This window comes from Sphingomonas sp. IBVSS2, assembly GCF_002127225.1.
In the GTDB taxonomy this organism is placed as follows: domain Bacteria; phylum Pseudomonadota; class Alphaproteobacteria; order Sphingomonadales; family Sphingomonadaceae; genus Sphingomonas.
The window spans coordinates 26705-44429 of record NZ_NFUR01000004.1; the positions used below are offsets into that span (position 1 = coordinate 26705).

At 67.8% G+C, this 17725-nt stretch carries 22 protein-coding genes; 8 read left to right on the plus strand and 14 right to left on the minus strand.

Annotated features, from left to right (window positions below; translation table 11 throughout):
• Window positions 1-304: 304 nt before the first annotated feature.
• Entirely contained in the window at window positions 305-967 is a 663-nt protein-coding gene (locus CAP40_RS13850) for a FliH/SctL family protein (RefSeq protein ID WP_256924208.1), read from the minus strand.
• 12 nt (window positions 968-979) lie between these two features.
• On the minus strand, window positions 980-2014 hold the full coding sequence (locus CAP40_RS13855) for a flagellar motor switch protein FliG (RefSeq protein WP_086130140.1): 1035 nt from the start codon (window positions 2012-2014) through the stop codon (window positions 980-982).
• A 129-nt stretch (window positions 2015-2143) separates the two neighbouring features.
• Between CAP40_RS13855 and CAP40_RS13860 the strand changes: the two genes are divergently transcribed.
• Together CAP40_RS13860 and CAP40_RS13865 are read left to right on the plus strand one after the other, a co-directional pair.
• Entirely contained in the window at window positions 2144-4894 is a 2751-nt protein-coding gene (locus CAP40_RS13860) for a hypothetical protein (protein ID WP_306298579.1), read from the plus strand.
• 2 nt (window positions 4895-4896) lie between these two features.
• Window positions 4897-5313: a flagellar basal body protein gene (locus CAP40_RS13865; protein ID WP_086130142.1), complete on the plus strand. Its 417-nt coding sequence runs from the start codon at window positions 4897-4899 to the stop codon at window positions 5311-5313.
• Between the two features lie 467 nt (window positions 5314-5780).
• On the opposite strand, the gene CAP40_RS13870 is transcribed toward CAP40_RS13865, so the two are convergent.
• The 3 genes from CAP40_RS13870 to CAP40_RS13880 are packed head-to-tail and all read right to left on the minus strand — an operon-like array spanning window position 5781 to window position 7612.
• Window positions 5781-6206 carry a flagellar protein FlgN gene (locus tag CAP40_RS13870; protein WP_086130143.1) on the minus strand — a complete coding sequence of 142 codons (426 nt, stop codon included), beginning with the start codon at window positions 6204-6206 and terminating at the stop codon, window positions 5781-5783.
• Complete coding sequence (locus CAP40_RS13875) at window positions 6207-6509, minus strand: rod-binding protein (protein ID WP_086130144.1); 303 nt, start codon at window positions 6507-6509, stop codon at window positions 6207-6209.
• Window positions 6509-7612, minus strand: coding sequence for a flagellar basal body P-ring protein FlgI (locus CAP40_RS13880; RefSeq protein ID WP_086130145.1), 1104 nt, complete (start codon window positions 7610-7612; stop codon window positions 6509-6511). Before CAP40_RS13880 ends, CAP40_RS13875 begins: the two co-directional genes overlap by 1 nt.
• 82 nt (window positions 7613-7694) lie before the next feature.
• On the opposite strand from CAP40_RS13880, the gene CAP40_RS13885 reads away from it, so the two are divergent.
• The 3 genes from CAP40_RS13885 (at window position 7695) to CAP40_RS13895 (ending at window position 10065) form a co-directional block, all read left to right on the plus strand.
• Window positions 7695-8117: a flagellar assembly protein FliX gene (locus CAP40_RS13885; protein WP_086130146.1), complete on the plus strand. Its 423-nt coding sequence runs from the start codon at window positions 7695-7697 to the stop codon at window positions 8115-8117.
• A gap of 183 nt (window positions 8118-8300) precedes the next feature.
• A complete protein-coding gene (locus CAP40_RS13890; protein ID WP_086130147.1) occupies window positions 8301-8714 on the plus strand; it encodes a DUF2147 domain-containing protein in 414 nt (137 codons plus the stop codon).
• Window positions 8715-8763: 49 nt separating this feature from the next.
• Window positions 8764-10065: an OmpP1/FadL family transporter gene (locus tag CAP40_RS13895; RefSeq protein WP_086130148.1), complete on the plus strand. Its 1302-nt coding sequence runs from the start codon at window positions 8764-8766 to the stop codon at window positions 10063-10065.
• Window positions 10066-10096: 31 nt separating this feature from the next.
• Here CAP40_RS13895 and flhB read toward each other — a convergent pair whose 3' ends face one another.
• The 5 genes from flhB to flgC are packed head-to-tail and all read right to left on the minus strand — an operon-like array spanning window position 10097 to window position 12928.
• Window positions 10097-11167 (minus strand): flagellar biosynthesis protein FlhB, encoded by a 1071-nt coding sequence (flhB, locus tag CAP40_RS13900; protein WP_086130149.1) that lies wholly within the window; start codon window positions 11165-11167, stop codon window positions 10097-10099.
• Window positions 11167-11925 (minus strand): flagellar biosynthetic protein FliR, encoded by a 759-nt coding sequence (fliR, locus tag CAP40_RS13905; protein ID WP_086130150.1) that lies wholly within the window; start codon window positions 11923-11925, stop codon window positions 11167-11169. The genes flhB and fliR overlap by 1 nt, the downstream gene beginning before the upstream one ends.
• Entirely contained in the window at window positions 11922-12188 is a 267-nt protein-coding gene (locus CAP40_RS13910) for a flagellar biosynthetic protein FliQ (RefSeq protein WP_086130151.1), read from the minus strand. Before CAP40_RS13910 ends, fliR begins: the two co-directional genes overlap by 4 nt.
• Before the next feature lie 5 nt (window positions 12189-12193).
• Window positions 12194-12508 carry a flagellar hook-basal body complex protein FliE gene (locus tag CAP40_RS13915; RefSeq protein ID WP_086130152.1) on the minus strand — a complete coding sequence of 105 codons (315 nt, stop codon included), beginning with the start codon at window positions 12506-12508 and terminating at the stop codon, window positions 12194-12196.
• Window positions 12509-12520: 12 nt separating this feature from the next.
• Window positions 12521-12928 carry a flagellar basal body rod protein FlgC gene (flgC, locus tag CAP40_RS13920; RefSeq protein ID WP_086130153.1) on the minus strand — a complete coding sequence of 136 codons (408 nt, stop codon included), beginning with the start codon at window positions 12926-12928 and terminating at the stop codon, window positions 12521-12523.
• A 116-nt stretch (window positions 12929-13044) separates the two neighbouring features.
• On the opposite strand from flgC, the gene CAP40_RS13925 reads away from it, so the two are divergent.
• The 3 genes from CAP40_RS13925 to fliP are packed head-to-tail and all read left to right on the plus strand — an operon-like array spanning window position 13045 to window position 14532.
• Complete coding sequence (locus CAP40_RS13925) at window positions 13045-13281, plus strand: FliM/FliN family flagellar motor switch protein (protein WP_086130154.1); 237 nt, start codon at window positions 13045-13047, stop codon at window positions 13279-13281.
• Window positions 13281-13805: a flagellar biosynthetic protein FliO gene (locus tag CAP40_RS13930; protein ID WP_086130155.1), complete on the plus strand. Its 525-nt coding sequence runs from the start codon at window positions 13281-13283 to the stop codon at window positions 13803-13805. Before CAP40_RS13925 ends, CAP40_RS13930 begins: the two co-directional genes overlap by 1 nt.
• A complete protein-coding gene (fliP, locus tag CAP40_RS13935) occupies window positions 13798-14532 on the plus strand; it encodes a flagellar type III secretion system pore protein FliP (RefSeq protein WP_086130156.1) in 735 nt (244 codons plus the stop codon). The genes CAP40_RS13930 and fliP overlap by 8 nt, the downstream gene beginning before the upstream one ends.
• A 58-nt stretch (window positions 14533-14590) precedes the next feature.
• On the opposite strand, the gene CAP40_RS13940 is transcribed toward fliP, so the two are convergent.
• From CAP40_RS13940 to CAP40_RS13955, 4 genes are all read right to left on the minus strand, one after another.
• Entirely contained in the window at window positions 14591-15562 is a 972-nt protein-coding gene (locus tag CAP40_RS13940; protein ID WP_086130157.1) for a DUF1028 domain-containing protein, read from the minus strand.
• Between the two features lie 143 nt (window positions 15563-15705).
• Window positions 15706-16323: a PilZ domain-containing protein gene (locus CAP40_RS13945; protein WP_086130158.1), complete on the minus strand. Its 618-nt coding sequence runs from the start codon at window positions 16321-16323 to the stop codon at window positions 15706-15708.
• Between the two features lie 86 nt (window positions 16324-16409).
• The gene (locus CAP40_RS13950) at window positions 16410-16859 is read right to left on the minus strand and encodes a hypothetical protein (protein ID WP_086130159.1); all 450 of its coding nucleotides are present in this window, start codon (window positions 16857-16859) and stop codon (window positions 16410-16412) included.
• 11 nt (window positions 16860-16870) lie between these two features.
• Complete coding sequence (locus CAP40_RS13955) at window positions 16871-17725, minus strand: flagellar motor protein MotB (protein WP_086130160.1); 855 nt, start codon at window positions 17723-17725, stop codon at window positions 16871-16873.

Consider the following 17725-nt stretch of genomic DNA (forward strand, 5'->3'; position numbering starts at 1 on the left):
CGATGGAACTGGCGGGGCGGATGCCCCTTGCGATCATTATAGAGGGGCGAGGGAGCCGGCAGTTTTTGCCGGGGGAAATTTTTGCCTAGTGGGCTCGCCGACTGGCTTTTCCCCGGAATCGCGACTCCCCAAGGGCAGGAAACTCAGGCGGCAGGCGCGTCCTTTGCCCCTTCCCGTCATGCTGAACTCGTTTCAGCATCCAAGGCACCGCGAGGGATATCTCCCGGGGAGAGTTGGACCCTGAAACAAGTTCAGGGTGACCTGGGGTGGAAGGCTCGATTAGAGCCCGGCATCGAGAGTCAGGTCAAGCCGCCTTGAGCAGCGTCTCGAGCTCGGCCAGCACCGCTTCGCGGCGTGCCGTGGCATCGAGCGCCAGCCCGCCTTCCTCCCAGCCGATACGGGCATCGCCCACCGGGATGTCGGCATCGGGCACCACGATCAGGTTCAGCTTGCGGCGGTCGCGCGACTGGCGGTCGGCGATGCGGCCCTCGATGTCTTCCAGCAGGTCGGGGTGGACGCGCACCAGCAATTCGGTGCCGCGCGCGACCTGGCCGAGGGCCCGGCCGATCGCTTCGTCGATGGCGGCGCCCGGCGCGGTTTCGAGGGCGCGGCCCGCGATCATGTCGGCGGCGGCGAGTGCGATCTCGGCCGCCTCGCCGGTCACCCGTTCGGAGACTTCGGTGAATTGCGCGTCGATCACTTCGATGCCGGCCTGCAGCGCGTCGACCGCGCTCAGCAGCGCGACTTCGCGTTCCGCGCGGGCCTGGGCCAGCCCGGCCTCATAGCCCTGGGCCCGGGCAAGGGCGAGGGCGGATTCCTGTTCGGACCTGAGCAGCGCCAGCTCGGCGCGCAGCGTCGCCACTTCGAGCGCGGCATCGGGGCCGATCGGCGCGCTCCGGCCGGGCGGCACGGCGAAGATACGGTCGAAGCCGAAGCGCTCGACATGGACATGGGCATGCATGCTCATCGGCAATATTCCCTAGATGATCATCGCGTCGTCGGACTTGGGGTCGACGAGCAGGATCTCGCCGCGGTCCGCCAGGTCCTTGGCCAGGCGCACCAGCGCCGACTGGGCCTCCTCGCAATCGCGGGCGCGCACCGGGCCCATGCCCGCCATGTCCTCGCGCAGCAGCTTCGAGGCGCGCTCGGTCATCGCGCCGAAGAACAGCTGCTTCAGGCTGTCCGGCGCGCCCTTCAGCGCCAGCGCCATCTGGCGCTTGTCGGCGCTGCGGACGATCGACGAGATCGCCGGCGGCAGCAGATTGCCCAGGTCCTCGAAGGTGAACATCAGCGCGCGGATCCGCTCGGCGCTCTCCGGCGCGCGGTTGTCGAGCGCGGTGAGCATCGCTTCCTCGGTCGAGCGGTCGAGCGAGTTGAACAGCTCGGCCATCGCCTCGTGCGGGTCGCGCTTCTGCGAGCGCGAGAGGTTGGTCATGAACTCGGTCTTCAGCGTCTGCTCGACCTGGTTGATCACGTCCTTCTGCACCGTCTCCATGCGCAGCATGCGCATGATCACGTCGACCGAGAAGTCGCGCGGCAGCTCGGAGAGCACGCGCGCGGCATGGTCGGGGCGCAGCTTGGAGAGGATCACCGCCACGGTCTGCGGATATTCGTGCTTCAGCGCGCCGGCGAGCACGGACTCGCTGACATTGGAGAGCTTGTCCCACATCGTGCGGCCGGAAGGACCGCGGATGTCCTCCATGATCTCCTTCACCTTGTCGCCGGGCAGGATGCCGGTGAGCAGGCGTTCGGTGGTCTCGTAGCTGCCGTGCAGCGTCGCCATCGAGGCGACTTCGCTGGTGAACTGGACGAGCAGATGCTCCACCACCTGGGCCGGGATGCGGCCCAGGCCGGCGATGGTCGACGACAGTTCCTTCACTTCGTCGGTGGAGAGCTGTTCCCAGATCGGCGCGCCATGATCCTTGCCCAGCGCCAGCATCAGGGCGGCGGCGCGCTGTGCGCCGCTGAAGCGCTTCAGTTCGGGCGGTTCTGCGATCGGCGCCATCACGGACATGTTTTTTCGTTTCCCTCGCGAAAAATTGCGGCCGCACACACGGGCGGGGGCCGCTTTCCCTCTATTATAGGAGCAAGGCAGGCAGGGCGGATCGCGAAGATGGTTAATTTATCTGGAAACCTGATCGGCTTGAGCATCCTGACGGGGTCGAGCTCGACCATGACGTCGGCGGTCTCGCCGATCGCCTATGAGAGCAAGGCGGTGCGCACGGCCAAGGCGCAGTTCACCACCGCGGCCACCGTCGCGCCGTGGAAGAGCGGCAACGCCCTGCCGGTCAATGCCAGCCAGGTCTCCGCGATCACCGCGCTGCGCTCGATCATCACCCCTGCCACCACCGACGGCAACGGCACCTTTCTGCCCAAGGACGTGCAGACCAGCTTCACTGCCTATCAGGCGCTCGACAAGCTGCGCGTGCTCGCCGAGACCGCGAGCGCCAAGACCACGTCCGACGCGCAACGCACCCAGCTGCAGAAGACCTTCCTCAAGGGGCTGGACGATCTCCAATCCTATCTGAGCACCGCGCCGTCCGACCTGGTGAAGCTCGCTTATGGCAAGCCGGCGTCCAGCATCACCTCGACCAAGCTGGCCGCCACCAGCGTCTACGAGACCGAGGGCAAGACCCTGGTCAAGGCACGCGGCGATGCGATCCCCGGCCTTGCCGGCACCGAGCAGTTCGCGATCACGCTGAGCAAGCCGGGCGTCGCGGCGCAGACGGTCACCGTCGACCTGTCGCAGGGCGCGCAGCCGCCCACGCTCGATTCCGTCGCGGCCCAGTTCAACGCCGCGATCGCCGCGATCCCCAATCTGGATACCAATGGCGCGCCCCAGCTCGACGCCAACGGCAATGTCGTGCCGCGCTGGAAGTCGACCTTCAAGGTGACCAACGAGGGTGGGAAATGGGGCTTCACCCTTTCGAACCCCACCGGCATCGAGCAGGTCACGCTCGACCAGACCAACGCCAAGGACGCGCTGGTCGTCGCCACCGGCCAGACCGCGCTCGACGCGCCGAGCTCCACCCAGCTCTTCCGCTTCGACGATCCCGCGGGTGGCAACACGCGCGTGGCGATGGGCACGATCCAGGCGCTCGATCGCCAGGCGACCGCGCAGAATGTGGCGGCCGGCAAGACGACGACGATCACCACCACCACGACCGATCTCGACGGCAAGGTGAAGACCGTCAAGACGTCGACCAGCAACGTCTACGCCAATACCGATGCCGCCGCGGTGGTCACCGATGCGCAGGGCAACAGCTATGTCGTCGGCACCACCAAGGGCGATCTTGGCGCCAACCTGTCGGACGGCGACAACAACCTGTTCCTCACCAAGGTGGACGGCGCCGGCAATGTCGTGTGGCAGCGCAGCCTGGGCGCCACCGGCTCGTCGACCGGCGCGGCGGTGAGCCTGGGCCCCGACGGCAGCATCGTCGTCGCCGGCACGGTCACCGGCAGCTTCGGCGGCGCCTCTACCGATGGCGACATGGTCGTCGCCAAATATGCCGCGAACGGCGACGAGAAATTCTCCACCGTGGTCCGCTCGGCGGGCACCGACGTCGCCAAGGCGGTCGCGGTCGGCGCTGACGGCTCGGTCTATGTCGGCGGCCGCATCGCCGCCGGCAATGACGGCTTCGTCGCGCGCATCGACGCGAGCGGCAAGATCGCCGAGCGCCGCACCCTCACCGGAGCGGGCAGCGACAGCGTCAATGCGCTCGCGGTCGACGACGACGGCAATGTCCTCGCGCTCGTCTCGCACGACGGCAATGCGGAGCTCCGCAAGTTCCAGGGTTCGTCGCTCGCCACCGATATGGGCAGCCTCAGCCTCGGCACTGCCGATGCCCGCGTGATCGCGGTGGCCGATGACGGCACGATCGCGGTGGGCGGCGCGACATCGACCGCGCTTTCGGGCAGCCAGGTCAACGGCATCAGCGGCAATCGCGATGGCTTCGTCACGCGGATCGATGCCGGCCTGTCGAGCGCCAGCACCACCTATCTCGGCTCCTCGGCCGACGACCAGGTCGACAGCATCGCCTTCATGAACGGCGAGCTCTATGCCGGCGGCCGCACCACCGGCGACCTGGCGGCAACCCGCCGCGGCCCGACCGACGGCTTCGTCGCGCGCATCGACGCATCGACCGGCGCGGTGCAGAACACCACCCAGTTCGGCCAGGCGCTGCTGCGCACCGAGCCGGTCCGCATCGCCGCCGACCAGGGCGGCGCCAGCGCGGTCTCGGCGCTCGGCTATGGGCGCGGCACGATCAACGCGGTCGCCTCGAGCAAGGTGACGACGCAGACGGGGCTCAAGGCGGGCGACTATTTCTCGTTCAAGGCCGATGACGGCGCAGTCCGCAAGCTGACCATCCTCGCCGACGACACGCTTCAGTCGATCGCCACGCGCATGCAGGGCATGCTCGGCGCGTCCAAGGCCACCGTCACCGCCACGGCGGTGGACGGCGTCCAGCAGTTGCGCATCACCATGAAATCGGGGCACCAATTGCAGCTTCTGGCGGGCACCGGCGACAGCGACGCGCTCGCCAAGCTCGGCATGGAGCCGCAGCGCATCGCGACCCAGGCGGCGGTATCGAGCAATGCGCCCAAGGTGCGCCCGGGCGGCAGCTTCGGCCTGGATCTGGGCGAGGGGCTCAGCCTGTCCACGGCCGACATGGCCAAGACCGCGCTCGGCAAGATCAAGGACGCGATCTCGATGTCGCAGACCGCCTATCGCTCGCTCTACTGGGACGACACCAAGGCGAAGATGATCGACGGCAGCAAGAAGAACGCGGCGACCGGCAAGGAAAGCACGGCGATCGTCAACGCCCAGCTCGCAAATTATCAGGCGGCGCTTGCCCGGCTGAACAGCTCCACGCCCTCCACCTACGGATTCTGATCATGGACATGCCCCCGATCCTCTCCGGCATCCGCCGCCAGATGGAGACGCTCTCCGATCGCCAACGCGTGATCGCCCAGAACATCGCCAACAGCGAGACGCCGGGTTTCAAGGCGCGCATGGTGGAGGACGCCGATTTCTCCGACCTGCTCGGCAGCGCGAGCAGCGGCAGCATCCGCGTCGCCAAGCCGCGCGTCGAGCTGACCGCCGGCATGAAGGGGCTGGGCGCGATCCAGCCGGCCGGCGCCGGCATCGTGCTCGACAAGGACATCAGCGAGACCAAGCCCGACGGCAACAACGTCACGCTGGAAGACCAGCTGCTCAAGCTCGGCCAGGTCCAGGCGGATTTCACCGCGATGACCAATCTCTACCGCAAGCAGCTGAGCATGCTGAAGACCGCGGTGGGGAAGGGCGGGTAACTGCCCGCTTCGGTGGACGAAGACGAAAGGGCCCGCGAGCGGATCGCGGGCCCTTTTCATATTTGGCGTTGCGGTTCGATAGTCGTCACCCCGACCTACCGAGCCGCGAATGCTGTGGTCTCGATGCTTGTCCGGCACCCGCCTCCCGTTGGATCGCGCCCGAACCGCCAATCCAAGAAATCACCGTCACCCTGAACTCGTTTCAGGGTCCAACTCTCCACGAGCGGTATCGCCGGTGGCAGGTTGGATGCTGAAACGAGTTCAGCATGACGCAGGAGGAACGGGCGGTTTCGTCTACCTGGCGAACGCCGGAACCTTATCCGCCGCCGAGCCGCTCTTGGACCCCGGGGATCCCCCAACCGCATCAGGGGGCGGCGTCGTCGGTTTCCCGCCGCCGAACACGCCCTTCGCGGTGTAGATTTCGGAACCTTCCGCGCCCCGGGGAGCACGGCTCGGCGCAGGAGGTGTCAGAGCCGCGCGTTGATCGAGATCGGCGCCGGGGCGTCCATCCCGCCCAGGCCGCCACAGGCGCCATAGGTCATGCTGCGGCTGCCCGTCAGGCGCTGGGCCTCGGCGGCGATCGCGCCCATCATCTCGACCGAGAGCTCGATCTGGCGCGCGAGGATCCGGGCATTGACGGCCGAGGCGTCGCGCAAGCCGCGGCTGGCCTCGGCCAGCGTCTCGCGCGTTTCGGGGTCCAGCCGCTCGGCCCAGTCGTCGGGCGCCTCGCGCTTCATCCGCGCCACTTCGGCCTCGATCCGGCCGGTGAGGCGCAGCTTGGCCTGGGCGATCTCGGGCAGTTCCGGGAAATAGGGGCCCCGGCCCAACCGATCACTCTCCTCTTCCATGAGATGGGTGAGGGACACCATGGCGTCGATGAGCTGCTCGGTCATTTACTTGTTACCCTGTTGGAGCTTGAGGATCTGGTCGAGCACCACCGGCGCCAGGCCGATGCCGCCGCGATCGGCGATCGCATTGCCGAGCTTCTCGGCCATGATGCCGCGGAACATTTCCTCGCCATGCCCGCCGGAAAATTCCCCGTCGCCCTGCTGCACGCTCTCGAGCATGAGCTGGGTCATCTGGCCGAGGAACACCGCCTCGAAATTCTTCGCGGTCTCGCGGTTCTTCGCGTCGAGCCTGGGGTTGTTCGTCGCGGCCGGGGCCTGCGGCCCGTTGGCGGAAGTCACGTCGCGCATCACTGCACCTCGATATCGGCCTGGAGGGCGCCGGCGCTCTTGATCGCCTGAAGGATGGTGATCAGGTCGCGCGGGGAGACGCCCAGCGTGTTGAGCCCGCTCACCAGCGTCTGCAGGCTGGCGCCGTCGACCATCGCCAGGCTGGCGCCGTTGCCGTCGTTCACCTGCACGTTGGTGCGCGGCACCACCGTGGTCTGGCCGTTCGAGAACGGTGCCGGCTGCGAGACCTGCGGGCTTTCGGTCACGGTGATGGTCAGGCCGCCTTGGGCGATCGCCACCGGCGTGATCCGCACCTCGGCGTTCATGACGACGGTGCCCGACGCCTCGTTGATCACCACGCGTGCCGGCTGGTCGACCTTGACCGACAGCTCGCCGATGCGCGTGACCAGGTCGATCACGTTGCCGACGAAATTCGAACCCGGCGTGAGCTGCACGGTGGCCGGATCCAGCACCGCGGCGCTGCCCGGATATTTCGAGTTGATCGCGCCGGCGATGCGGTCGGCGGTGGCGAAGTCGGGGTTCTTGAGCGCCAGCTTCAGGCCATTGGCCGAGAGGAGCGAATAGGGCACCTCGCGCTCGATGATCGCGCCGCCGGCGATGCGGGCCGATGTGGTCACGCCCCGGCTCACGCTGGCGGCGGCGCCCTGGCCCTTGAAGCCGGAGACCGCGACATTGCCCTGCGCCACCGCATAGATCTCGCCATCGAGGCCGCGCAGCGACGAGACGATCAGCGTCCCGCCCTGCAGGCTGGTCGCGTCGCCCAGCGCCGAGACCTGGACGTCGATCCGTGAGCCCGAGCGGGCGAAGGGCGGCATCGTCGCGGTGATCGAGACGGCGGCGACGTTCTGCGTCTTCATCTCCGTCCCGCGAATGTTCACGCCCATGCGCTCGAGCATCGCCTGCATCGATTCCTCGGTGAACGGCGTGTTGCGCAGGCGATCGCCGGTACCGGCCAGGCCGACGACCAGGCCATAGCCCACGAGCTGGTTGTCGCGGACATTCTCGACGTTGACGACGTCCTTGATCCGCGTCTGGGCCATGGCGGCCGGTGCGAGGCCCAGGCTCAGCAGCAGGGCGATCATGGGAGCGGCGAAGCGCAGCATATAACCCCTGGAAGTGGAAAATTTCCGATAATTCTCTTATAGGATAGAAGAAGGGCCATGCGGGCCCAGGGGACGAGATTTCGTGCGGATCGAGAACCTGCAGGCACCCTTGCTGCACAGCCTGATGGCGGCGCTGCCCAAGGTCGCGTCCGGCTTCTCGGTGGGCGAGGGGGAAGCCCCCGCGGCGCCCGCGCCCGTGCACCCGGGGGCCAATGCGGCCCAGGCGCTCAACCCCTCGGTCGCGATGCTCGTCACGCTCGCTGCCGCCGATCCGGCGATCGAGCGCCGCCGCAAACAGGCGGTCGACGCCCAGCGCGGCATCGACATGCTCGACCAGCTCCACCGCGAGCTGGTCGCCGGCGTGGTCAGCCCGGCGCGGCTCACGGCGATCGTCGAATGGTCCGAGACCTTCGAGCGCACCGACGATCCCGCGCTCGCCGCGATCCTCTCGGACATCGAGCTGCGCGTCCGAGTCGAACTGGCCAAGCTCGATCTCAAGGCCTGACCCGCGCCCCTCATTCCCTTACGGCATCCTCGGTTTTTCAGTTTCAAATCCGAACGCAATTGCATACCGGATTTTTGGAACCTAGGGAGGCGCCACCGGTTTCGCGTTCGAAAGGGCGATGCCGTTCCTTCCATGACCGGCCGGCAGAGCGCGGCGTGGAATCCCCTCGAGGAGAGTATGCCTATGTTGGCTTTGCTTATGGGGCTCGCCGTCGCAGCGGCCCCCGCGCTCCAGCCGGCCGATGCCGTGGTCGGCCGCTGGAAGACCCCCGTCCATAACGGTATCGTCGAGATCACCCGATGCGGCGCGTCGATCTGCGGCAAGATCGTCGGGTCGGACAAGTTGCGCACCAACCCCAACCTGCCCGACAGCAACAACGGCAACGCGTCGCTGCGCACGCGCAAGCTGATGGGCCTGCAGATCCTGTCCGGCTTCAGCCAGCAGAGCGGCGGCTGGTATGGCGGCAAGATCTACAATGCCGAGGATGGCAAGACCTACAGCGCCGAGATCACCATGACCGGCAACGACCAGCTCAACCTGCGCGGCTGCGTGTTCAAGCCCTTCTGCCGCACCCAGACCTGGACCCGCGTGCGCTGACGCGAGTTTCCGAGTTCTCAGTATCCGTACGCGTACAAGGATTACCCCGATGTCCCCCTTCCGATATTCGCTCGCCGCCGGCAGCGCGCTGACCGCGCTGCTCGGCTTCTCCCAGGCTGCCCATGCCCAGGCCTTCTATCTCCAGGAGCAATCCGCCCGCGGCGCCGGCCGCGCCTTCTCGGGCGAGGCGGCCGATACCGGCTCCGCCTCGATCTGGTGGAACCCCGCCGCGATCGGCGGCATCGAGAGTGGCGACGCCACCCTTTCCGCCTCCGTCATCCTGCCGCGCGGCGAGGTTGCCGACAGGGGCACGCTGATCGTCCGCCCGGGCCAGCCCCCTGCGCCCGTGGGCGGCAATGGCGTCACCCGCAATCCGATCAACAACGGCGTGCTCCCTTCGGGCGCGATCGCCGTGCCGCTGAACGACCGCATCGCGCTCGGCGTGTCGATCACCTCGCCCTACAGCTTCACCACCGATTATCCGGCGGACAGCTGGGCGCGCTACAGCGCCGACCGGACCAAGCTGCGGACGATCGACATCCAGCCGAGCATCGGCGTGGCGGTGACCGACTGGCTGCGCGTCGGCGCCGGGCTCAACATCGAATATACCGATGCCAGCCTCAGCAACGCGCTGCCCAATCTCGCGGCGGTGCTGCCGGACGGACATCAGGAACTGAAGGGCGATGGCTGGGATCTCGGCTGGACCGTGGGCGTGCAGCTGCATTCGCGCCGCTTCACCCTGGGCCTCAGCTACAAATCGGCGATCGAGCACACGCTGAAGGGCGACCTTACCGTCTCGGGCCTGGTCGGCCCGCTCGCAACGTCGAACCTGCAGCTCTCCGGCGTCGAGGCGAAGTTCTACACGCCGTCCCAGGCGATCGCCGGCGCGCGCTTCGCGGCCACCGACAAGCTGACCCTGAACGCGCAGGTGATCCGCTATGGCTGGGACAAGTTCGACGCGATCCGCCTGGGCGCCCCGGTCAACCAGGCGATCCCCGAGAACTACCGCGCCAGCTGGAGCTATGCCGGCGGTATCGATTATGCCGTGTCGCCCAAGGTGACGCTGCGTGCCGGCGCCCAGCGCGCGATCACGCCGACCCAGGACGGCGAGCGCGATGCCCGGGTGCCGGATTCCAACCGCTGGAACTTCGGCTTGGGGGGCAGCCTTGCGGCGAACAAGAAGCTCTCGTTCGACCTCGCGGCCAATTATGTCACCTTCGCCGACGCCCCGATCGACCGGGTGACCGCCGCCTATGCCGGCACCGCCGCGCAGACGCCGATCCTCACCGACGGCGAGTTGCGCGATGCCCATGCCATCGTGCTTTCGGCGGGTGCGCGGCTGAAGTTCTGAGGAACTCCGAAATATCGCGGGGAAGGGGCGCTCAGCGCCTCTTCTTCGCGATCTTCAGCACATAGCTGATCACTTCGGCGACCGCGGCATAATGTTCCACCGGGATCGGGCGATCGATCTCGGCGCTGGCATAGAGCGCACGGGCAAGGGGGCGGTTCTCGACCAGCGGGATGCCGTGCTCGCCCGCGATCTCGCGGATCTTGAGCGCGATCCCGTCGACGCCCTTGGCGACCACCACCGGCGCCGCCATCTGGCCATGGTCATAGTGCAGTGCCACGGCATAGTGCGTCGGGTTGGTGATCACCACGCTGGCCTTGGGCACGTTCTGCATCATGCGGCCGCGCGAGCGCTGCATCTGGATCTGGCGGACCTTCGCCTTGATGTGCGGATCGCCCTCGCTCTGCTTGTGCTCGTCCTTGATCTCCTGGAGGCTCATGCGCATCCGCTGCAGGAACGCGCGGCGCTGCCAGACGAAGTCGAACAGGGCGAGCGCGCCCACCAGCATCGCGATCGGGCGGAGCATCGAATAGACGATGCCGTGCGTGGCGCTGCCCACCTGTTGCAGGTCGGCGCCCACCATCGCATCGATCGTGGCGGCATGGGGCCAGGCCAGATACGCCGCCACGCCGCCGACCAGGCAGAGCTTGGCCAGCGTCTTGGCGAACTCCATCATCGCCTGCTTGCCGAACATGCGCTTGGCGCCGCTCGCGGGATTGAGCTTCGACCATTTGGGCTTCACCCGGCTCCAGCTGAGCATCGGCCGGCCCTGGAGGATGCCGCCGAGCAGCGCGATGCCGAACAACGTGCCCAGGATCGGCAGCAGCGCGAAGGCGCTGGCGCGCATCACGCCGGTCACGAAGCCCTCGGCGCCCTGCGGCTCCATCCGGAAATCGTCGGCGCTGCCCCACAGGCGCACGAAGAGCGTGCCCATCAGCTGCAGCGTATAGGTGCCCAGGCCGCCCATCACCACGAGCATGCCGACGAAGATCGCGGCGTGGCGCATCTCGGGCGCCATCGGCACATCGCCCTTCGCGCGCGCGTCCTCGAGCTTCTTGTCCGTCGGATCGTGAGTCTTGTCGTCCTGGTCGGTATCGCCCGACATCACCAGCCTCCCTGCATCGCATCGCCCATGGCGCGGGCGAAGAAGGTGAGCATGGTGCCGAGCGTGGCGGCGGCGAGGCTGATGCCGAGCAGCAGGTTGAGCGGCTGGGCGATGAAGAAGACCTGGATCGCGGGGGCGACCCGGGCGGCAAGGCCCAGCGCGACGTTGAAGACGATGCCGTAGATGAGCAGGGGCGCGGCCAGGCTCAGCCCGAGCGTCATCGAGCGGCCGACCGCCTCGACCGCGAGCATGGCGAAATCATGCGCCGGTGGCAGCCCGCCGACCGGAAAGCTCTGATAGCTGTGCACGATCGCGCCCAGCCAGAGGTGATGGACCTGCATGCCCATGCACACCAGCGCGGCGGCCATGGCGACGAACTTGGAGAGCTGGGGCGCCGCGCTGCTCTGCGCGGGATCGAAGATGACCGCGGAAGAGAGGCCCACCTGGGTCGAGATCACCGAGCCGGCCATCGAAACGGCGAGGAACAGGATCTTGACGATCATGCCCATGGCGAGGCCCGTCATCAGCTCGGCGATGAGCACGGCAGGCAGTGCCGCCCCGGCTTCCACCGCCACGCGGGCAGGAGCGCCAACCAGGCCGTACATGGTGGCCGACAGCGCGAAGGCGATCATCAGCCGGATGCGGCCGGGGATCGCGTCGTCGCCGAACACCGGCAACAGCATCAGCACCGCGCCCACCCGGGCGAAGACGATGAAGAAGGCCGATGCCTGCAGCGCCAGGTCGGGGGGCAGCGTCATCCGGCGGTCACGATCAGGCTGCCGATCCTCGTCATGAAATCGTTCAGCGCCTGCCCGATCGTGGGCAGCATCAGCAGCAGCACCAGCCCCATGGCGAGCAGCTTGGGGACGAAGGTGAGCGTGGTTTCCTGGATCTGCGTCAGCGCCTGGAGCAGGCCGATGACGGTGCCCACGATCAGCGAGGTCAGCAGCAGCGGACCCGCGATGGTGAGCACCAGCATCAGCGCGCTCTGCGCCAGTGCGAGGACCTGCGACGGCAGCATCGCGCCTAGATCTGCATCCGCATGATGTCGGAATAGGCGTTCACCACGCGGTCGCGCACGGCCACCATGGTGTCGAGCGCGGTCTCGGCGGCGCCGATCGCGGTGACCACGTCGATCAGGTCGCCCTTGCCGGCGACCTGCTGGGCCGACGCCTTTTCGGCCGTGCGCAGCTGGTCGGCGGTGCCGGTGACCATGTCCTCGACCATCGCGCCGAAGCCGCCGGCGCTGCCGCCGGTCTTGATCGGGTCCGTCTTGCTGTTGCCGCCCAGGCCGGCGACGCGGCCATAGGCCGACATCGCATCAAGTGCTCCGATGGACATTCTGTGTATCCTTTACTTGAGGAGGTCGATGGTGCGCATCGTCAGGCTCTTGGCGGCCTCGATGGCATTGAGATTGGCTTCGTAGCTGCGCTGCGCCGCCTTCATGTCGGCCGTCTCGATCAGGCCGTTGACGTTGGGCTTCATGACATAGCCGTCCTTGTCCGCGGCCGGGTGGCCGGGCTGATAGACTTTCACGAAGTCCGACTTGTCGTTCTCGATCGCCTTGACCTTGACGCCCAGGCCGCCGGTCGAGCGGTCGACCTCGGACTGGAAGCTGGCGACGCGGCGGCGATAGGGATTGCCGCCCGGCGTATCCGCCACCGAGTCCTGGTTCGCCAGGTTTTCCGCGATCACGCGCATGCGCAGCGATTGCGCGCGCAGGCCCGAGGCGGAGATGCCGAGCGAGGTCTTGAGGTCCATGATCGTCCTTCCAGCCAGGCCCGACGGGCCGTTTCCTCCATTGTAGGCAAAAATTGCCGGGCCGGGCGCCGAGCGCGGAAAAAAGGTTCCTATAAGTCCTCCTGAAAGGAACACGCATGTCAGTGCTCGACGGAATTATGGTCGATATGTCGATCGTGCTGGGCTCGGCCAATGTGCCGATCCGCCAGGTCCTGCAGATGAGCCGCGGCGCGATGATCCCGCTGGAAAGCAGCCAGGACGATCCCTCGCTCGTCTATGTGAACGACGAGCTCGTCGCGAAGGGGGTGGTCCTGGTCGACGGCGAAGTGATGTCGCTCGAAATCACCGAACTCGTGAAGAAGCAGCGCAACTGATGGACATCCTGTCGACGCTGCGCACCATGGGTGCGCTCGGGATGGTGCTCGGCATGCTCGCCGGCGCGCTGTGGTTCGTGAAGCGCTACGACGTGAAGCTGCCCGGCCGCGTGACCAACACGCGCCGCAAGCGGATCGAGATCGTCGAGCGCCTGTCGGTCGACGGCAAGCGCTCGGTGGCGCTGATCCGCCGCGACGGAATGGAGCATCTCGTGATGTTCGGCCCCGAAGGGCAGGCGACCATCGAGAGCGGCATCGTCGCGCCCGAGCCGCCTGCGCCCGAACTCGCGGCGGAGCCCGTGCCGGTGGCCAATCTCGCCGAGGATATCGCCGCGCTCGGGGCCAATTTCGCCCGGCTGGTCGATCTTCCCAGGCTGGCCGAGCTGCCCAGGGCCGTGGCCGCCCGGGCCGCGACCGCCGCCGCGCGCAATGCCCATTCGCCGCGTGCACCGAAGCGCGTCCGCGAGCAGCGCAACACCACGCGGTGGAACCGTGCCGCGGTGCGGGCCGCGCTCGATGCGTAGGCTCCTCGCGGCGGCCCTTGCCGCCCTGATCCTCCTGCCGGCCGAGGCCTATGCCCAGGCCAAGGGCACGACGATCAACATCGGCGGCCCGGACGGCGCGCTTTCGGCCAAGGCGATCCAGCTGGTGCTGATGCTGACGGTGCTCAGCCTGGCCCCCGGCCTGCTGATGACCGTGACCAGCTTCACCCGCATGGTGGTGGCGCTCTCGCTGCTGCGCACCGGCATCGGCGCACAGGGCGTGCCGCCCAATCCGGTGATCATCAGCCTGGCGCTGTTCCTCAGCTTCTTCGTGATGGCGCCCACCTTCGAGAAGGCATGGAGCCAGGGCGTCGATCCCTACACCAAGGGCAGGATCACCGAGAGCCAGGCTTTCGAGCGGACGGCCGAGCCCTTCCGCAAGTTCATGCTCGGCCAGGTGCGCGACAGCGATCTCAAGCTGTTCGCCGACCTGGGGGGCAAGAAGATCCAGAACCGCGCCGAGACGCCGCTGACCACGCTGGCGCCGGCCTTCATGATCTCGGAGCTGCGCCGTGCCTTCGAGATCGGCTTCCTGCTGCTGCTGCCGTTCCTGGTGATCGACCTGGCGGTGTCGGCGGTGCTGATGGCGATGGGCATGATGATGCTGCCGCCGCCCACGATATCCCTGCCGATGAAGATCATCTTCTTCGTGCTGGTGGATGGCTGGGCGCTGGTCGCCGGATCGCTGGTCAAGAGCTTCGCCCAGTAGCGGGGCTGCCAGCGACCAGGGAAGGGGCGGATGCCGGGGGGCGTTCGCCCCTTTCGTCCTATCGCTGCACGAGCTTCTGCCGCCATTTGGCGGCGTCCGCATCCTTCCATAGGTCGGCGTAGATTCGGTCTTCGGCTTCGATCCGCGCCCAGACGGGGTTCACGCTGGCGAGCGCGGCCAGCGCCTGAAGCGCCACTCCCGGATCGCCCATCGCCATTCCAAGGCGGGCCGCGCGGCGCCAGATGCGATCCCAGCCGGCACCCAGGCGCACGGCTTCCGCAAGATAGGCGCGTGCCCGGAGCGCCTGCCCGGTCCGAACCGCGCGTTCGGCGCGTACGATTGCATCATTGGCCTGGTGGTATCCCAGTAGCCTGCGCAATTCGGCGACGGGTTGCTTCGCCGCGTCGACGCGCAGGTCTATGTCCTGAAAACCCCCGTCGGGGGTCCGCACGAGCAATGCTGCCGAGAGCCTGCCCGTCGTCTGGCCGCCGGCTGCCTCGCCAGCCTCGAGCGCCGCCATCAGCCGATCCGCAAGGCTGCCTTCGGTCTTGAGATAGGCACTGCGCATCGCCTCGACGACGTTCGCGCCGGACAGGCCATTACCCTGAATGCTGAAGCCGGGCCCGGTCAGCGCGCCGGCCCATGGGGAGTCGGTGGCTTCCTTGCCGGTATATGCCGCCCCGATGCCGATGGCGCCGATGACGCCGATCTGCCGGAATGTCGCATCCTGGCCTTCGAAGCCGTCATCGGTGCGGACCAGCTCGCGCAGTGTCGCTTCGGCATCGGTGCCGGCCGCGAGAAGGGCGAGTCCCTTGGGGCCATGCGAGGGATTGGTTTCGAACTGCGAGGCGATCGCGCCGACCCGGGCCCTTGCATGGATGACCGTCGCGCCGACGGCGAGATTGTTGGTCGCAACCGCCGCGCCGCAGCTTCCCTGCCTGTCGCAGGCGATGATCGAGAAGGTCGCCCAGGCTGGCACCGCGGTGCACAGGCCGACGATCGCGGCGGCAATTCCAAGTCCCCGTATCATGCGCCTCATCCCCCTCGGATCCCGGGGGATGACCTGTCCGCTATCCCATCACGACTTGCAAGCAGCGCCGGAGCAGGGTTGCAGGCAAAAAGGAGGCGTCCGTGCCGCGGCACGGACGCCCAGTCGCGTTAAGTCTCGCAGGGTCAGCCGCGGGCGTCGGGGCTGTCCAGCCAGGCCGAGAGCTCGGCATAGGAAATGGGGTCGTGAAAGGCGACGCCGGTGAACTCCTCGTTGCTCCAGCGCGTGGTGCAGCGGCGCGAGGGCAGGCCCGGGATCATCAGGATCACCTCGGTATCGTCGCGCAGCGGCCGTTGCAGGCGCAGGCAGGCGCCACCTTGCGACAGGTCGGCAACGACCACGTCGATCGGGCGGCCGAGCGAGCTGATCCGCGCGGGAATGTCGGCGGCGAAGCGCGGCGAGCGCGGGCGCACCGTGGCCGCCTCGGGCTGCGGCTTGCCGAGAATGGCGTTCACATCGGCGGGAGTGTCGAAGCGTACGCCGGCGCGGCCTCCCCCGGTCCAGGCGATCGCGCCGTGCAACAGCGCGCCGCCGCGCAGCTCGACGGTGATCCGCATGTCGGGCAGCAGCGACGCGATCGTGTCGATCTGCATGCCGCGTTCGGAGAGGTTGCGCACCCGGCAGAGCTGGCCGGGATTGCCCTCGTGGCGCAGCTTCCCGACGAGGAGCGTGGCCACGGTCCGCGGCGCGCGCTCGATCCACTCGTCGCGGTTCTCGCTTGCGATGGCGGAGTTGGGTTCCACTATGTCCTCGCCGAAATTGCGTTACCTCTGTTTTTTATAGGGGGATCGCCGGCCGGGGTGGCCCGACTTGACGCAAAATACGTATTTTACGCAGGGGTCGCCTGGGTGATCGCCACCTTGCGCACCACGCCGGCACCGAACGCTTCCGGAGCGGCGGCCTCCACGATCTTGCGGAACTGCTCGAGGCTGGGCAGCAGCCCGTCCTTGCCGGCCGCCATCGGCGTCCTGAAGGTACGCATGTTGATCGCGTGCAGCAGCAGCGGCAGCCGCTTGGCCACGTCGCCGGACTTGTCGCGCGGCACTTCGAGGTTGAACTGGAACTGGACATAGCCGGTGAGCCGCCCGTCCTCGGGCGAGACCAGCGGTGCGAGCAGCTTGTCCACCTGGACGAACGCGGTCTCGACTTCCGGCTGGGCAGGGGCCGTGGCGGCGTGCGCGGGGCGGGGCCCCAGCACCACCAGCGTGCCGAACGCGGCGGCGCCCCCCAGGCCGAGCCCGGAGAGCAGCACGATGGCCAGGAACAGGATCTTCTTCATGGCGGCGATACTCAGAACTTGAAGCTGCTGTCGGTCGGCAGCGAGGGTGCCTCGGCCTTCAGGACGATGGTGATGCGGCGGTTCTCCGCGCGGTCGGGCTGGTCGGGGAAGACCGGCCGCGTGCCGCCCATGGCGACGACCTCGGCGAAGCGGTCCGGCGTCATGCCCGAGCCGATCATCGCCTGGCGCGCGGCGAGCGCGCGCGCGCCCGAAAGCTGCCAGTTCGCATCGCTCTGGCCGCCGCCGGTCGCGTCGGTATGGCCCTCGATGGCGACCTGTCCGCCCGCCTGGGCGAGCTTGGCCGCGGTCTTGGCGAGCAGCGCGCGGGCGAAGGGATTGAGCTCGGCGGTGCCGGGGCGGAACATCGATTGCTTGTCGGTGTCCATCAGCGTGATCCGCATGCCCGCGCGCTCCGGCTCGATCGCCACGTTCTTGCGCGCCTGGTCCTGCGGCACGGCGTCGAGCGCGATCTGCAGTTCGCTGGCGAGCACGCGCATCGAGGTGTCGGGCACGTCGGCGGTGCCGCCGCGCGCGGCGCCGTTGGTGGCGGCCTCGGTGGTCGGGGTGCCGTTCGCGCGGCTGCTGTCGTTCGACGAGCGGCGCGCCTGGCCGCCTGCACCTTCGGAAGTGCCCATCACCGGCGTCGAGGGCGAGGTGTCCGAGATGGTCGGCGAGAAATAGGCGGCAAGGCCCTTCAGCCGCTGCTTGTCCGGATTGGCGATCAGCCAAAGCAGCATGAAGAAGGCCATCATCGCGGTCACGAAATCAGCGTACGCGACCTTCCAGGCGCCGCCATGATGGCCGGCCGCGACTTTCTTGACCCGCTTGATGACGATCGGGCGATCATTGGCGCCGGGCGCGGGCAT

What these genes read in the sequence shown, in the direction of transcription:
- CAP40_RS13850 (WP_256924208.1), bottom strand. Translation starts at nt 967, where the DNA reads ATGAGCATGCATGCCCATGTCCATGTCGAGCGCTTCGGCTTCGACCGT.
- CAP40_RS13855 (WP_086130140.1), bottom strand. Translation starts at nt 2,014, where the DNA reads ATGTCCGTGATGGCGCCGATCGCAGAACCGCCCGAACTGAAGCGCTTC.
- CAP40_RS13865 (WP_086130142.1), top strand. Translation starts at nt 4,897, where the DNA reads ATGGACATGCCCCCGATCCTCTCCGGCATCCGCCGCCAGATGGAGACG.
- CAP40_RS13870 (WP_086130143.1), bottom strand. Translation starts at nt 6,206, where the DNA reads ATGACCGAGCAGCTCATCGACGCCATGGTGTCCCTCACCCATCTCATG.
- CAP40_RS13875 (WP_086130144.1), bottom strand. Translation starts at nt 6,509, where the DNA reads ATGCGCGACGTGACTTCCGCCAACGGGCCGCAGGCCCCGGCCGCGACG.
- CAP40_RS13880 (WP_086130145.1), bottom strand. Translation starts at nt 7,612, where the DNA reads ATGCTGCGCTTCGCCGCTCCCATGATCGCCCTGCTGCTGAGCCTGGGC.
- CAP40_RS13890 (WP_086130147.1), top strand. Translation starts at nt 8,301, where the DNA reads ATGTTGGCTTTGCTTATGGGGCTCGCCGTCGCAGCGGCCCCCGCGCTC.
- CAP40_RS13895 (WP_086130148.1), top strand. Translation starts at nt 8,764, where the DNA reads ATGTCCCCCTTCCGATATTCGCTCGCCGCCGGCAGCGCGCTGACCGCG.
- flhB (WP_086130149.1), bottom strand. Translation starts at nt 11,167, where the DNA reads ATGTCGGGCGATACCGACCAGGACGACAAGACTCACGATCCGACGGAC.
- fliR (WP_086130150.1), bottom strand. Translation starts at nt 11,925, where the DNA reads ATGACGCTGCCCCCCGACCTGGCGCTGCAGGCATCGGCCTTCTTCATC.
- CAP40_RS13910 (WP_086130151.1), bottom strand. Translation starts at nt 12,188, where the DNA reads ATGCTGCCGTCGCAGGTCCTCGCACTGGCGCAGAGCGCGCTGATGCTG.
- CAP40_RS13915 (WP_086130152.1), bottom strand. Translation starts at nt 12,508, where the DNA reads ATGTCCATCGGAGCACTTGATGCGATGTCGGCCTATGGCCGCGTCGCC.
- flgC (WP_086130153.1), bottom strand. Translation starts at nt 12,928, where the DNA reads ATGGACCTCAAGACCTCGCTCGGCATCTCCGCCTCGGGCCTGCGCGCG.
- CAP40_RS13925 (WP_086130154.1), top strand. Translation starts at nt 13,045, where the DNA reads ATGTCAGTGCTCGACGGAATTATGGTCGATATGTCGATCGTGCTGGGC.
- CAP40_RS13930 (WP_086130155.1), top strand. Translation starts at nt 13,281, where the DNA reads ATGGACATCCTGTCGACGCTGCGCACCATGGGTGCGCTCGGGATGGTG.
- fliP (WP_086130156.1), top strand. Translation starts at nt 13,798, where the DNA reads ATGCGTAGGCTCCTCGCGGCGGCCCTTGCCGCCCTGATCCTCCTGCCG.
- CAP40_RS13940 (WP_086130157.1), bottom strand. Translation starts at nt 15,562, where the DNA reads ATGATACGGGGACTTGGAATTGCCGCCGCGATCGTCGGCCTGTGCACC.
- CAP40_RS13950 (WP_086130159.1), bottom strand. Translation starts at nt 16,859, where the DNA reads ATGAAGAAGATCCTGTTCCTGGCCATCGTGCTGCTCTCCGGGCTCGGC.
- CAP40_RS13955 (WP_086130160.1), bottom strand. Translation starts at nt 17,725, where the DNA reads ATGCCCGCGCCCGGCGCCAATGATCGCCCGATCGTCATCAAGCGGGTC.